The sequence below is a fragment of the Candidatus Nitrosarchaeum limnium BG20 genome (assembly GCF_000241145.1).
GTDB lineage: Archaea > Thermoproteota > Nitrososphaeria > Nitrososphaerales > Nitrosopumilaceae > Nitrosarchaeum > Nitrosarchaeum limnae.
Map to the genome: position 1 here is coordinate 1 of NZ_AHJG01000045.1, position 13386 is coordinate 13386.

20 protein-coding genes and 2 pseudogenes are annotated in these 13386 nt (G+C 30.4%); 10 read left to right on the plus strand and 12 right to left on the minus strand.

Annotated elements, in window-relative coordinates:
- Window positions 1–271: 271 nt before the first annotated feature.
- Together BG20_RS01620 and BG20_RS01625 are read right to left on the minus strand one after the other, a co-directional pair.
- Window positions 272–670 (minus strand): Mov34/MPN/PAD-1 family protein, encoded by a 399-nt coding sequence (locus tag BG20_RS01620; RefSeq protein WP_010190023.1) that lies wholly within the window; start codon window positions 668–670, stop codon window positions 272–274.
- 38 nt (window positions 671–708) lie between these two features.
- Entirely contained in the window at window positions 709–1983 is a 1275-nt protein-coding gene (locus BG20_RS01625) for a coiled-coil domain-containing protein (RefSeq protein ID WP_048096974.1), read from the minus strand.
- 73 nt (window positions 1984–2056) lie between these two features.
- Between BG20_RS01625 and BG20_RS01630 the strand changes: the two genes are divergently transcribed.
- Window positions 2057–2518: an SRPBCC family protein gene (locus BG20_RS01630; RefSeq protein WP_010190025.1), complete on the plus strand. Its 462-nt coding sequence runs from the start codon at window positions 2057–2059 to the stop codon at window positions 2516–2518.
- A 53-nt stretch (window positions 2519–2571) separates the two neighbouring features.
- Window positions 2572–2901 (plus strand): hypothetical protein, encoded by a 330-nt coding sequence (locus BG20_RS01635; RefSeq protein WP_010190026.1) that lies wholly within the window; start codon window positions 2572–2574, stop codon window positions 2899–2901.
- A gap of 226 nt (window positions 2902–3127) precedes the next feature.
- Here the strand turns inward: BG20_RS01635 and BG20_RS01640 are convergent, their stop codons facing one another.
- Genes BG20_RS01640 through BG20_RS01645 form a run of 3 tightly spaced genes read right to left on the minus strand, consistent with a single transcriptional unit; the run spans window position 3128 to window position 3995 of the window.
- Complete coding sequence (locus BG20_RS01640; RefSeq protein WP_193352998.1) at window positions 3128–3505, minus strand: hypothetical protein; 378 nt, start codon at window positions 3503–3505, stop codon at window positions 3128–3130.
- Between the two features lie 59 nt (window positions 3506–3564).
- The gene (locus BG20_RS12590) at window positions 3565–3741 is read right to left on the minus strand and encodes a hypothetical protein (RefSeq protein ID WP_007401440.1); all 177 of its coding nucleotides are present in this window, start codon (window positions 3739–3741) and stop codon (window positions 3565–3567) included.
- Between the two features lie 20 nt (window positions 3742–3761).
- The gene (locus BG20_RS01645) at window positions 3762–3995 is read right to left on the minus strand and encodes an Lrp/AsnC ligand binding domain-containing protein (protein ID WP_048096976.1); all 234 of its coding nucleotides are present in this window, start codon (window positions 3993–3995) and stop codon (window positions 3762–3764) included.
- 367 nt (window positions 3996–4362) lie between these two features.
- On the opposite strand from BG20_RS01645, the gene BG20_RS01650 reads away from it, so the two are divergent.
- Together BG20_RS01650 and BG20_RS12290 are read left to right on the plus strand one after the other, a co-directional pair.
- Complete coding sequence (locus BG20_RS01650; RefSeq protein ID WP_010190029.1) at window positions 4363–4722, plus strand: large conductance mechanosensitive channel protein MscL; 360 nt, start codon at window positions 4363–4365, stop codon at window positions 4720–4722.
- 66 nt (window positions 4723–4788) lie between these two features.
- Complete coding sequence (locus BG20_RS12290; protein WP_157999259.1) at window positions 4789–4950, plus strand: hypothetical protein; 162 nt, start codon at window positions 4789–4791, stop codon at window positions 4948–4950.
- Between the two features lie 61 nt (window positions 4951–5011).
- Here the strand turns inward: BG20_RS12290 and BG20_RS01655 are convergent.
- Window positions 5012–6599, minus strand: a pseudogene (locus tag BG20_RS01655) (peptidase).
- Window positions 6600–6828: 229 nt separating this feature from the next.
- On the opposite strand from BG20_RS01655, the gene BG20_RS01660 reads away from it, so the two are divergent.
- Together BG20_RS01660 and BG20_RS01665 are read left to right on the plus strand one after the other, a co-directional pair.
- The gene (locus BG20_RS01660) at window positions 6829–7335 is read left to right on the plus strand and encodes a hypothetical protein (RefSeq protein WP_238527443.1); all 507 of its coding nucleotides are present in this window, start codon (window positions 6829–6831) and stop codon (window positions 7333–7335) included.
- A 76-nt stretch (window positions 7336–7411) separates the two neighbouring features.
- Window positions 7412–8548 carry an NAD(P)-dependent malic enzyme gene (locus BG20_RS01665; protein WP_010190031.1) on the plus strand — a complete coding sequence of 379 codons (1137 nt, stop codon included), beginning with the start codon at window positions 7412–7414 and terminating at the stop codon, window positions 8546–8548.
- A 197-nt stretch (window positions 8549–8745) separates the two neighbouring features.
- On the opposite strand, the gene BG20_RS01670 is transcribed toward BG20_RS01665, so the two are convergent.
- Window positions 8746–9465, minus strand: a complete 720-nt coding sequence (locus tag BG20_RS01670) for a hypothetical protein (protein ID WP_010190032.1) — start codon at window positions 9463–9465, stop codon at window positions 8746–8748.
- Between the two features lie 145 nt (window positions 9466–9610).
- Here BG20_RS01670 and BG20_RS01675 point away from each other — a divergent pair, with 145 nt between their 5' ends.
- Window positions 9611–9829 carry a hypothetical protein gene (locus tag BG20_RS01675; RefSeq protein ID WP_081477517.1) on the plus strand — a complete coding sequence of 73 codons (219 nt, stop codon included), beginning with the start codon at window positions 9611–9613 and terminating at the stop codon, window positions 9827–9829.
- Between the two features lie 24 nt (window positions 9830–9853).
- Here the strand turns inward: BG20_RS01675 and BG20_RS01680 are convergent, their stop codons facing one another.
- The 5 genes from BG20_RS01680 to BG20_RS13740 all read right to left on the minus strand — a co-directional run bounded on the left by BG20_RS01680 (window position 9854) and on the right by BG20_RS13740 (window position 11563).
- Window positions 9854–10174, minus strand: a complete 321-nt coding sequence (locus BG20_RS01680) for a hypothetical protein (RefSeq protein WP_010190034.1) — start codon at window positions 10172–10174, stop codon at window positions 9854–9856.
- Between the two features lie 49 nt (window positions 10175–10223).
- On the minus strand, window positions 10224–10361 hold the full coding sequence (locus tag BG20_RS12295) for a hypothetical protein (RefSeq protein ID WP_157999260.1): 138 nt from the start codon (window positions 10359–10361) through the stop codon (window positions 10224–10226).
- A gap of 110 nt (window positions 10362–10471) precedes the next feature.
- Complete coding sequence (locus BG20_RS01685; RefSeq protein ID WP_010190035.1) at window positions 10472–11065, minus strand: hypothetical protein; 594 nt, start codon at window positions 11063–11065, stop codon at window positions 10472–10474.
- Between the two features lie 66 nt (window positions 11066–11131).
- Window positions 11132–11308, minus strand: coding sequence for a hypothetical protein (locus tag BG20_RS12300; RefSeq protein ID WP_157999261.1), 177 nt, complete (start codon window positions 11306–11308; stop codon window positions 11132–11134).
- 129 nt (window positions 11309–11437) lie between these two features.
- Window positions 11438–11563, minus strand: a complete 126-nt coding sequence (locus tag BG20_RS13740) for a hypothetical protein (RefSeq protein ID WP_256359081.1) — start codon at window positions 11561–11563, stop codon at window positions 11438–11440.
- A gap of 519 nt (window positions 11564–12082) precedes the next feature.
- Between BG20_RS13740 and BG20_RS01690 the strand changes: the two genes are divergently transcribed.
- From BG20_RS01690 to BG20_RS01700, 3 genes and pseudogenes are all read left to right on the plus strand, one after another.
- Complete coding sequence (locus BG20_RS01690; RefSeq protein WP_010190036.1) at window positions 12083–12511, plus strand: SRPBCC family protein; 429 nt, start codon at window positions 12083–12085, stop codon at window positions 12509–12511.
- 9 nt (window positions 12512–12520) lie between these two features.
- Entirely contained in the window at window positions 12521–12907 is a 387-nt protein-coding gene (locus BG20_RS01695; RefSeq protein ID WP_010190037.1) for a hypothetical protein, read from the plus strand.
- Between the two features lie 93 nt (window positions 12908–13000).
- Window positions 13001–13386 (plus strand): annotated as a pseudogene (locus BG20_RS01700) (adenylate/guanylate cyclase domain-containing protein); the annotation flags it as partial.

The window sequence follows — 13386 nt, forward strand, 5'->3', positions numbered from 1 at the left end:
CCACCACCAGAACCAGAATCACCATATCCTTTCATACGACTCATGTATCGTTTTCTTAACAACATAGGAAACGCAATAAAAATAGCCAATGCTGCACCTAATCCATATGGAAATGGCAAAATCATTTGTAGTCCTATACTAATGCCTAATGAGGCAAAAAGGAAAATCAAGTAAGTCTTATAATTAAACAATTCAACAAAAGTAGACTCAAAATACTTATAAAGTTTTGTCAGTATTTTTCATTTTTTCATTAATGAATTTTAAAGTTAAATTAGATTATTACAAGTTTTATCGAGTTTCCAGAACTATCCCATGCAAAGATATCTTCATCATTATATGGAGATTTTACAGTAACTGATACTAAACCAAAGAAATTTTGTAAATCAGTTAAAGAAGGTTCAGCAGGGCCTGTCGGATGGGAGTGAACTATACCAACATAGCTCATATCAAATGGCAAAAACGAGGAAGGAAATCCTGCAAAAGTATGACCGACATAATCAAAGGGAGGGATCACCAAACCATCCACAAGAATATTTCCATGTTTGGATTTACCCTTTAAGATAAGAACACATTCCTCAGGATGTTTTATCTGACAATAAGACAGAATGCTGTCTAGCACTTTTTTTTGTAACGAAAGTTGTCTTTCAAATTTTTTCTTTTTAAATAACACTCTATAAAGTACCAATCAAGAGCTAATTAATTTTAGTATCAATAGGATATTGAATAGATGGTGTTTGAGAATTTTCTCAGTTTTGTTTCAATATCAACAATCAATTTAGTAGAATTAGAGTGAATCTCATTGATTTCAGATTGAAATGTTTTAATTTTTAACTCTGAATCCTCCTTGTCAGTCATCAGATTTTTTAGATTTTTTGTAAGATCCTGTAATTCATGCGGCTCTAGTGATTTTATCTGATTTTGAATTTTTTCTTGTTTATCGGCATAATCATTAACTTGATGGATTAATCCATCCAATGCTTCTTCTATCTCAGTTAATTGTGAAAACGATTTATCAACGTCTTTAACAGATATAGAGTCAGAGGATATTGCTTTTCGTACATTTTCCAAAATTAGAATTATAGAATCTTTATTCTTCGGCATTAAAACTTCAAAAGGATCTTCTATTAATCCAGATAGTAAATTTTTTTGTTCTTTTTCCATTGCTGAAATATGTTCATATCTACTTAGAGGTCTTGAAATCTTTGTAAATTGTGATGTGATCTGATCTTTTATTTGATTTTTACTTTCAGTTAATGCATCTAAAATTTTTGTCAACTCTAAAAGTTTAACATATTCTTCAGAACCCTTTATTTTTTTTATAGAATCTTCAGAGGAGATGATTTTTTTGTCAAGAGAGTCAATATGGGTTTGAAGTTCAGAAATTCTTTGTTCCTTTTTAGATACTTCCTCTTCTATATCCTTAATTTCTTTTAACGAATCTAAAATTTCAGTAGAGGTTGTTTGTGTTTCATCAAAATTTGTAAGCATTTGCTGGATTTTAGAGTGGTTTGATTGCATTTGTAGAAGAATTTCTTTTAATTTTTCAGCATATTTTTTTGCAAAAATATGGATTACTCTTGTTTGGCGTCCTAAAACATCTCCAATTTTTTTCAACATCTGATTTAAAATTACATTAATGTTTTCAGCATCAGTATATGATTTAACATCAGGCAATGATATCGCATCTTTTTTGATCATGTCAATAACCTGCTGTTTACCTCTCACTACAATTATTCGAAGATGTTTATCGATATCATCAACTTGGAGATTATCCTTTTCTAATGCACTACCGATCACGGTAAGATCTTTGATTAACGGTTGGGTGGTATCTCGTACTGATTTAATATCTGACAATATCTGAGATGTTCGTAATTCCAATATTTTTCGAACAATTCCAGACACTTCAGATAATTGAATCTGTTTAGTAGATGAAACATCTGAGGTTTTAGAATCTTCTTTCTTCTTACCCCATCCAAAAACCATGGTTATAGTTAGTTTTTGGGGATTAAATGTGTTAGACAAAGGAAATTTAAAACCATTCTGGAATATCATATAGATGGTTAAAAAAATAAGTAAAACATTTCATACAGGTTCAGTTAAAAAAACAATTTCAATTAACGCATCAAAACAAAAAGTATGGCAAAAAATTAGCAATATTGCAGGATTACCATTATGGGTAGTAGATGTTAAAAAAACAACATATCTTTCCAAAAAGAAAAAAAATGTTGGGGCAATTCGTAAAATTACATTTGATGATGGAAATACAATTGAAGAACATATTGTTGCATGGAAGAATGAAGAGTATTTCACATACATTGCAACTGAAGGGTTGCCATTAAGAGCATATGTAGCAACAATATCCATCAAGGCTAAAAATAAAAAAACAACTCAATTAACATGGCAATCTTATCTCAATAGTAAAAAGATGTCAAAAAAACAATTTACCGATTTTGTCGAATTTATGGGAAGATTTTATGAGACATCATTAGGAAATCTAAAAAATATTATTGAGAAATAGCACTAGAGAGCAATAAAATCAAAGTGTAAATAGTATAATTACAAAAATGAATTATGAGTGATATACGCTATATCATAATAGGTGTAGCTCTTGTTTTTGCAGGATTTTTAATTTTAGGAGTATTTGGTCATCAGTATCAGATTGCCAGCATACAATCTGAAGAGTTCAGAGAATGTTATCAGTATTATGAAGATAGAGACCCTGTTGCAGTTAATTGCTCTACATTAATGATTGAACAAATTTTATTTTTTACATTTGTTATTGTATTAATTGCAGTTGGGATAGTATCTTTGATCAAAGGGGCCAGAGGTAAATGGGATAATGAAGTTAGGCCAGAAGATATGGTTGGTCCAGGTAATGATAAAAACATAAAAAAAGACTAGATGTATTTTAGTTGTTTTCAATTGATTGTAATTTCTCAAAATCTTCTGGATTGTCTTCTTTTAATCTTTGGAAATATACTTCTTCATAGGGCATTTTCTGATTTATCTTACAAAAATTATATTTAAGCTTAAACCAAACACTACTTTCATTCATGCCTAAAAGTAAAGGTAGTAATCAAAATCACATGTAAGAGTCAAGAAATAAAACAAATTTCATGATCATTACTTAAGGAAGTTCAATTATTTTTTTAAGATTAGCAAATACTTGCTCTACTTCAATCATTCTTTCATTGAATTGTTCATCTGTTAGTTCATCGGGTTTTATCAAAGTGATTATTACTTCAGATTCATCTCCATTGGAAATTACTCTCATAGGAACATCCCATTTTGAATCCTGATCAATGTACATATGATCCAGAATCCCTAAAGATTTGTTTTCTTTGAATTTCAACATGGCTTTACCTCTTGCTGTTGAAAAAGACCACCAACCTTCCGAGGTCAACTTTGCATCAGGAATCATTTTTGGAGGTGAATTCAGTATAGCATCAAAGGTATCACCAGTTTTACGATTAACGGTTATAGAAATAGTACGTGAGCGAATCACATCAATTTTTACATTATATGATTAAAAAGCATATAGTACAAATCATCAGGGATTTGTGCTTATTTATTTAGTAGTTCTTTGATTTTTTTGAGATTGGCTACATTTGACTCATGGAACATTACCACTGATTCTGAGAAAGATTCAGGTAGAACAGTTTTAAGTTTTTGAACAAGTTCATCACCACTAAATATCATAGTGTCAATTAATTTTTCAATTTCGTTTTTTTCGTTTGGCATTTAAATCATCATTTCAATTTTCAATTATCCTTTTTTATAAGGGTAGAAATAGTTCTAATTTTTTCGATTTTTTGTATATTTCTAGATACTAGTTCTCTAATTTTTTCAAAGTTCTCAGCCTCTAGTTTAACCATCATATCATGAGTTCCAATAGTACCAAAAACGTCAACAACCTGTTCAATTTGTCTTAATTGTTCCATGATATTCTCTTCAGCTCCCAATTCACAGTTAATCATAACATAGGCAACAGTCACAATATGACAAACTCGGTGTGATATTTCAAAGTTTACTTTGGAATTCTATCAAACGGGTATTTTTAGTCAAATGTGTGAAATAGACGTACAATATATTTAGAAAAAAATTCAAGTTAAATCATGGGAATTAAAGAAAAAATAAAAACAATGATTCAAGATTGTTCTATTTGTAACAAGGTAAAATCAAAGAAAGACGAGACAAAATCATAAAACTACTCAAATATCAAACGAATTATTTTTAAAAGTTTGCAAAATAATATTTTTAATTTTTCATTGATCGGTTAATAGTACCATGATAAACATTTTACGGAGAAGAATAAATTTTGTTGATCAGTTATTTTTTAGAAAAAGGATATGCGAGAAGGTTATGGTTGATGACCCTCCTGCAAAACAGGGGTTTGTGCAAGAATTCATGGGATTTCTTAAAACATTTGGAATTATTGGGTTGGCAATTGCGTTTGTTATAGGAGCTGCTGCATCAAAGCTGGTTACAGCATTTGTAAATGACATTATCAATCCTATTGTAGGGTTAGCTTTGCCATCAGGAGATCTCAAAGGGCTACAAAGCAGTATCGTGAACAGTGCAACGGGAGCGATTTCTGAATTCAAATATGGTGATTTTATTGCAAACATTATTGATTTTCTAATAATTGCTTTGATTGTATTTATCATGTATAAGGTGCTATCACGATTCAAGCTAGTCGAGGATAAAACAAAAAAAGCATAAATCAAACAAGAGTTACTTTTTTCCAAAATAATACATATAATACGCAGTTAAGAGTAATGAAACTGCATGCCAGAAGATAAAGAAAGACAAGAAAGAATAATTGAATTGCTGGAGAAAATATTAGCAGAGATAGTTGAAATCAAATCAAATACAAAGGTTACATCTGATTTTGCAACATTAAGATCAGAAATAATTCAAAGAACAAAAGGACAACAAGTAAATCAATAAAAATACAAAATCTAAATTTTAAAAATAAAAAAGGTCAATTTTAAAAACTTGAAAGTCAGGGTTATGGATTGATTAAACCTTCTTTTACCAAGAATTGAATTCCTTGAATGAATGAATTATCATCAATTTTGCCTTCTGCCCACCAACCAGCGTTGTTTTTAATCCAAGATGGGATTTCATTTGAGCCTGATGCAGAATGAGTTGTAGATGGGACATTCATTATTTTTCTTTGATTAAAATTGAATTCCTTGAATGAATGAATTATCATCAATTTTGCCTTCTGCCCACCAACCAGCGTTGTTTTTAATCCAAGATGGAATTTCAGGACTCAACGTAGTTGTAGGTATTTCTGAATTCAATATTTCTAAATCAAACTTTGTAAAAAACGGTCTATCAAATTTATCATTTCCAATTCCAAGAAGAACAATTTGCATTGAATACTTACCTGTACTTGGAGCATCCAAAATTCTTGTATCCATACCACCAGCAAGAGATATTCCTAAATTGTTTGGGCCTATGTTGGCAGATTCTTTTCCAGACGGATCCTTCAGCCCATAACCATAGCGGATATCAGAGATATGGTTATTGTTTGCATCAAAAAAAACTATTGAGAAAAGAAAATCATTACTTTTAGAATATCGAGAATCATATGATGCAATTGCATTTATGCCATTCTGAAATGAGATATTTTTTGTTACTATAGTAGATTGAGGATTAGGAGTAAGTGTAATAGATAATTTTGAGTTAGAGTTTTTTAATGATTTTAACTCATCATTGTTTATCATCAAATGTAAAACATCATAAGAGTTATTGGAGTATTTATCAAAGTGTAAATCTTTTGGAAATAACATAATGCCATTTACTGTGCCAAAGAAGCTATCTACATTTTGAAAAGGGGTAAACGATTTTGGAATTTCAAAATTACTTTTCACATAAGGCACATGATCAAGATGATCCCAATTAAAAGGAATTTCAAAAGATGTGGATTTTAAAGAATCATCGTATTTGAAATCAGTGATAGGTTCTTGAAAATTTTTCGCATTGATCGTATATTGAGCACCTGAAGATGAAATTTTAAACTGTTGTTCATTTGGAATAATTACTATAGTTTCAAAATGAATGTCCTGAGTTGTTTGTGTTTTAGGGTTCTTTGCACCAACAATATCAGTTTTGACAGTATATTGACCACTATTGACAAACACAGGTCCAGAGATAACAGGAATGCTTGAAGAACTGGAAGTAAGCGCGTTAGGAACTACGGGATCAACAGTGCCAAAATACTTGGTACATTTCCATAATTCTTCTTGCTGACATCCAGATTTAGGTTGAATTTTGATTTCGAGTTCACCATCATTATCAAAAAACATTTGGTTGGCAACTAATTGAGTACCATAAAATATTTGGATTCTATAACTTACGTTTTCAACATTGATGTTTGTTTTAGGATCAAAAAATCGAATTTTTAAATTTGCATCAGAATATTTTGTAGGAGTAAAATCCTCAGGAATTATGTATGTTCCAACAGTTACCTCTCCAGCACCAAAACTAATTGGAGGAGCTTGTGTTCCACCATGATGTTGAGCAAAAGAGAAAGGAAAAGACACACTAATTGCAATTATTATTAAAAATAACCATGATTTGGATAACATTTGCTGCAACTAAACATATACAAAAATTAGGATCATTTCAACTTTTACTCTGAATCATACGTGAAATTTTTGTCTAAAACATCATGAGATTTGTATCATATACATAAAACATTAATTTTAAAAGTTCAAACTAGATTTAAAAAACAATAAAATTATCATACATGTTATATTAACTAAGAAAGGGACTCACAACATGTTTCTAAATTTAGAAAGTGTATTTTTACAATCTTTGACAAAAATCGAAACGCCCACATTGGCGGTATTAATTAGTTCGATTACTGCAACGATTTTTGTAATCACACTTCTAATCACATGGAAAAATGTCAGAGAAAATACAAAGGTAACATATTCTCAGCTCTTGCGTGGATTCCACGAGGATCTTACAAATAGATTAGACAAAAATTCAATTCTTAAAACTACAGAAGATTGTCATAGATATGCAAATGATTATCTAAATACAATTGATCAGATTGCATTTTTAGCAATTCAGAAAAAAATTCCAATAGGAATAGCCAATTATCTCAATAGATTTTTTGCATATGGTTTAACAGTAATTGATTGGTATGATCATATGATTGGCGAAGATTTTAAAAGAATAGCCAAAAATAATTGGCCAAATTATTTTCTGTATTGTGAGAAAAATAACATAGTGGTCAATCCAGATGACAAACTCCCAAAGATAATGCTTGATTATAACTTGCTCCGAGATAAGGAATCAAATGGTACATCAAATTAACAAAATTGAAAATCATGAGCACATATGATCAAGATAAGTTTGAATAATGTCCATTAATCATCATAATCAGTAACCAATGTCAAAAGAGGCTATTTCATTTCACAAAAAACTGCAAGGAAAAATTTTTGTAGGTTCTAAAATAGACAAGATCACAGAGAAAAATTTGCAGTTAATTTACACTCCAGGTGTAGCCACAGTTTGTAATGAAATTTTCAAAAATAGAAAAACAAGATACCAATTAACTGCTAAAGGAAATAATGTTGCAATCATCACAGATGGTACAAGAATATTGGGATTAGGAGACATAGGACCGGATGCAGCATTGCCAGTCATGGAGGGAAAATCAGTGTTGTATAGAAAATATGGCAACATCAGTGCTTTTCCTATTTGTCTTGATACAAAAGATAAAGACAAAATCATAGAGACAGTTAAAGCGATATCACCAGTTTTCGGAGCAATCAATCTTGAAGACATAGAATCTCCAAAAGTACTTGATATATCGAAGGTTCTAGAAGAAGAATTAGACATTCCAGTTTTTCATGATGATAGACATGGAACATCTGTTGTTGTTTTGGCTGCTCTTCTAAACTCACTTGTTCTAGTTAAGAAAAAAATGGCTGAAGTAAAAATTGTCATAGTCGGTGCTGGATCTGCAGGGTATGGGATAGGGAATTTGCTTTATTTTGCAGGGTGTAAAAACATCATAGTGCTTGATTCAAAAGGTGCAATCTACAAAGGCCGAGAAGAAAGCATGAACAAATACAAAGACGAAATTGCGGAATTTACAAACAGAGAAGCAAAAGGACATATCGACGATGTCATAGCAGGAGCAGATGTCTTTATTGGCGTTTCAGGAATAAAAAATCTATTAAAATCAGAAATGATAAAAAAAATGAGTCAAAACCCAATTGTGTTTGCACTTACAAATCCAGATCCTGAGATAAATCCAGTTCTTGCCAAAAAGGCAGGAGCAAAAATAGTTGCAACTGGAAGCTTTAGTTATGAAAACAAAGTTAACAATGCACTGGTTTTTCCTTATCTAATGCGTGCAATTCTTGATCTTAAAATTCAAAAAATAACTCTAGATACACTATATGCAGTTTCAGTTGCAATTGCAAAGACAATTCCAAAAAACAAGCTCAAAGAAGACAACATAATTCCAGAAATTGGCAACAAATCACTTCAAAAAAGAATTACAAATGCGATTAAATAAAAAATTAAGATGAAATCTCTAATGAACACTTGTTAGAACATATTCGTCTATTGAATACATCCTCATATTCCCTTCCGCAATGAACACATATTCTAAAACTCATAATTCTATTACTCATTTTAAATATATAAAGACAATATTGACTAAATTAAAAAATCAGTGAAATAGACATAGTTTCGTAAAAAAAATACTAAAAATTAAACTGTAATTATACCATTATCTACCAAAAAAGTGATTCCTTTAAGAAAATCATCGTTTGAGATTAATCCTTGAGACCACCAATCAGCATTATTTTTAATCCATTTTGGAATATCTTTTGAAGTATTTTCAGAAGTCGTAGAAGAGGGAGAAACTGAGATTATACCTTGTTTGATCAAATATTGAATTCCCGAGACAAATGTAGCATCATCAATTTGGTTTTGTGCCCACCATCCAGCATTGGTCTTAATCCAATCAGGAATTTTTTGCTCTGATGTTAAATTTTTAGGCTCATCACCAGTTTGACTTCCAATTATTATTTCAAACGAGGCGATTTCTTTGGATATTGGCTGAAATAATATCCCTTCAATATCAATTAGAATAGTGTTTTTCCCATTCTCAAGTGTGGCAGGAATAGATACTGAACCCTGACTAGTATGGGTCAGTGGAATAGGACCAAAGAGGTAATTTGCATTATTTTGAACACTGACAATATAATCAACATGCTGTTGTATCTGACCAGTTTGTGGATTGATAAATTCGATTTTGAGTTTGGTTGTATCTCCTGGTTGAGGGTTTTCTGGATCTGTCTCTAGTTTTACATTTAGTGTATTTTTTTCAGTAGGGTTTGTTTGTGAAAATGCATAACTACTTGGAAAGATTGATGCAGATACAATTAAGAATAAAACAATAGGGAAGAGCAGAATAAATTTTTTCATATAATATAACCTCTAAATGACCCCATTAATAATTTAGTTAACATTGTTAAGCGTTATCTAAATATCAAAAATACGGATGCAAACCAATGGAATTTGTTTTTTATAAGAAATTAAACTCATTATTTAAAAAAGTTGTAAATCAAAAATGAACACTTGTAAAGGAATCTGTGTCCGATTCAAAGCTAAATCATGTAAGAATATTAACAGATATGAAAATGGTCAAAAATGCTGTACAATTTGTGGCATTTTTATTTTTCATGAAAATACTCGATGTCCATGCTGTGGATGTAAACTTAGAATCACTCCAAGGGCAAGTAAATCTAGAAAGAAACTCCAAAAAGAAAGAAACATGATAAGAGTTTAAAATTATTAGAAGATTTTTGAAAGGTTATCTGGCTTTTCGAGTAAAACCAGGTTCAATATTACAATTTGATGCAGAGGAGGTCTGAAATTTTTTATCAGAATTTTTCTTTTTATTTTTTAATTTATCAGTTTTAGAAGAGTTTTCAATTTTGAAAATTTTTTCTATTGGTTCTGAGATTGTTTGTGTATTTTGAGCGTAAATTATGTTTGAGGGGGAAGTGTTCTTGGTAGATTTTTTACTTTTTAATTTATCAGCATCAACAGGATTCTTTTGTGTCCATTTGATATTGTTGATATCAAATGATGAAGAGCGTTCTATATTATAATCCCCTAATGATTTACCCATACACAGTATATTTTGATTGTAAAAATAAGCGTATGGATATGAAATGAGACTAGTTTTTTCGTTTTTTCAACTCTGAAAGTATCAATACTAATAGTTCTTTTTCAGATAATTTCAAAAGTTCTGCTGTTTGTTCGTCTGTAAATTCCAACTCTTCATCAATTTTTTCATAAACATCCTCAGCACCCATCAACCATCTAAAGAATAATGATACTAAAAACTGTTCTAAATGTAATAATAAGATTTGAAGAAATTAGATATCAAAATAGACTTTTTTATTTAAGATCATATCAAAATAAATTAAGATTTTTTTGATTTTTTAGAACTAGGTTTTTTAGATTTGACTTTTCGGGATAGTTGTTTGATTTGTTTTTCTAGTTGTTCTAGTCTCTGTAATTGTTCAGGAGTAGCATCATCTGATTCTGTGATTGGTTCTGGTGCTAGGTCTAGCTCTTGTGGTAGTTCATCAGATGATTGTTTTGGGAGGACACCTTTTGGTTTTGTAACCTCAGATGGTTTTGCAGGAGATGGTTTTGATTCTAATGCTTTGATTTGTTTAGATGACGTTTCTTTATCAGAGTTGTATTTGTCAAGTGGAATTTCAGGAATATCTCCCAGATAATCTAATTTTGCTTTGTTTCCATCAATTCTCAAATAATACTCACCATCAATTGAAAAAATTTTAAGTTTGTATCCTTTTTTCCAAGAATCCTTACCGCTGTAAATTGTAATGTAAGATAATCCATGTTTAATGTCAGAAGTTAGAGTAATACGATCTACTTGTTCTCCATTAGTGATTCCTTTCTCAGTATCTTCATGACGAATTGCACCAGATATCAAACGTTCAGGAGTATAACTAACAGAGGATATCAAATAGTCAGCCCATTTATTCATTATAAAAAATTAAGATTATTTTCCAGTAATTAAGCAATTGTAAATCAATTAGAATACTCAGAATAACTATTTTGCAAGTTTACAATTAAATTCGATGATCTGTACTGTTTTACCATCAATTATTTCAGTAGAGATTTTGGGATAAAAGTTAGGTTGATCTTCAGGTTTTATGCTCGAATCGTCTTCTGCGTTTACATCAGTAATTACAAATATCGACATTAGTAGAAGTATTGCAAATACCATATTCAATTTCATATTAATCATAAGGAGTGTAATTATTAAAATAAAATGGCTCTTTAACGAAAACAATGATTCCTTTTTGGCATCAATTCAAATACAAACCACTGGGAAGGGATTAAAACACGGTATGAATTAGGTCTTTTCCTTGTTATCTTTTTCATTAAATATTAGATCAGAGTCGCCTTGTTTCTTTTTCCATTTTTCATGTTCCTCTTTTTGCCTAAGCATATCTTCACGATACTTTTCAGTGTCTTCCAAGTACATTATGATAAAAAAATATCAAACTTAAGGATTATCATCTTTTAAGATAAAAGCGAAAAATTAAAATAAAAATTAGTCAAGATTGAATTCTGTAAAATGGCTGAAGTATATGGCTGTAATTCATGTGTGACAGAGCATGATGGAAACTTTTACAGATTTTGCAAGTGTAGATGTCATGATAAAATTGCAAGAGAAATTGTAGATCATGTACAAAAAAGCTAAATGACAGACAAAAAAATCAATAATATCAACAATTTAAACTGTAATTTAACAAATTAGATTATGGAAGAAGGACAAATAATTGTACCATTACTAATAATACTAGCGGTTGGAATTTTTGTAGGATCCAGGATTTGGATCTTGTTTAAAAAATAACAAAAATCAAATTACATCAGGATTGTTTTTAGATTTTTCAAATAATGATAAAAGGGTTGTAACATGATATCAAGATTAAAATCCAGAATGTAAGATGTTAAGATTCATCCAATTCATATACAATATTACAAATAGCCAAGTATGAAAAACGAATTAACAGTTAGAAAAACTGTTAAGATCAGTGCTAACGCTTCAAAAGTTTGGGATGCAATAACAAATCCAAAGGTAATCAAAAAATATCTTTTTGGAACCAAAGTGATTTCAACATGGGAAGTTGGGAGTGAAATTATATTTGAAGGGAATTGGGAAGGAAAAAAATTCAGAGATAAAGGAATAATTGAAAAAATTGAGATTCAAAAATTATTCCAGTATACATATTGGAGTATATTTTCTGGCATGGAGGATAAAAAGGAGAACTACTCCCTAGTCACGTTTGAATTAAGCGGAGATGACAAAACTACAAAACTAACAGTATCACAGAAAGGTTTTGCAGACAAGGCATTACAAGAACACTCAGACAAGGGCTGGAGGACAGTATTACAAAAAATAAAGGTGCTTTTAGAAGAATAGTATTCAAAGATGATATTTTCTCCTTTATTTAAAAAAATTCTAAGCTTTGTTAATTTTTCATTAATCATAGTGTTTATTTTTGGTTTGATCAATATTGAACATTCTTCGTTAGGGATTCCTGAACCACTAATTGAAATCACAGATCAAACAATGATATTTTTTGATATCATATTCTGGACAATAGTAGGACTTTTGGCATTAGAGCTCGTGATAGCATATTTGAAGATACGCGATACCAAGATGTTTGTAAAAAAATACTGGCTTGAGATAATTATGCTTGTACTCATGCCCATATTTGTGGGATTTAAGATCTTAAAGATAAGTCTGAAGATCATAAAACAAATCAAAGTGGGAAAAACAGTTTTTAAATTATTTCATAAAATAAAAAAATCATGATATTCAAAAATAGTTTTAATTGAAAATTACAAAAAAGATTAACCCAAAATAGGAACGAAAAGAATTAACAATCATTGACACGGTAATAAAGTATTGAAGGACTCTAAAAAAATAGCTAAGCAAGGTATTGAAAATCTACTATCAGCAAAAACTCCAAGCATAGTAGACATGTTACTAGGGCGTGGTACAGAAAAAATAGTAGATTCTGAAACACTAATTACAGAAGTACATGATAGAGTACTAAAATCATTGAATCATGAATTTTTGTATTCCACGGTAACTGAAGAATCAGAAATATTTCTCAGAAAAAAGGTGTTACAGAGTATGAATATGGCAGTTTTGTTTGTAGATTTAGTTGGATCTACACCCATGATCCTGAATTTGCCCAAAGAAAAACTTGCTACCGTTTTTACTACATTTGCTCAAGAGATGGCTTATGTGATTAAACGTCACCAGGGATTTATTTTAAAATTTATGGG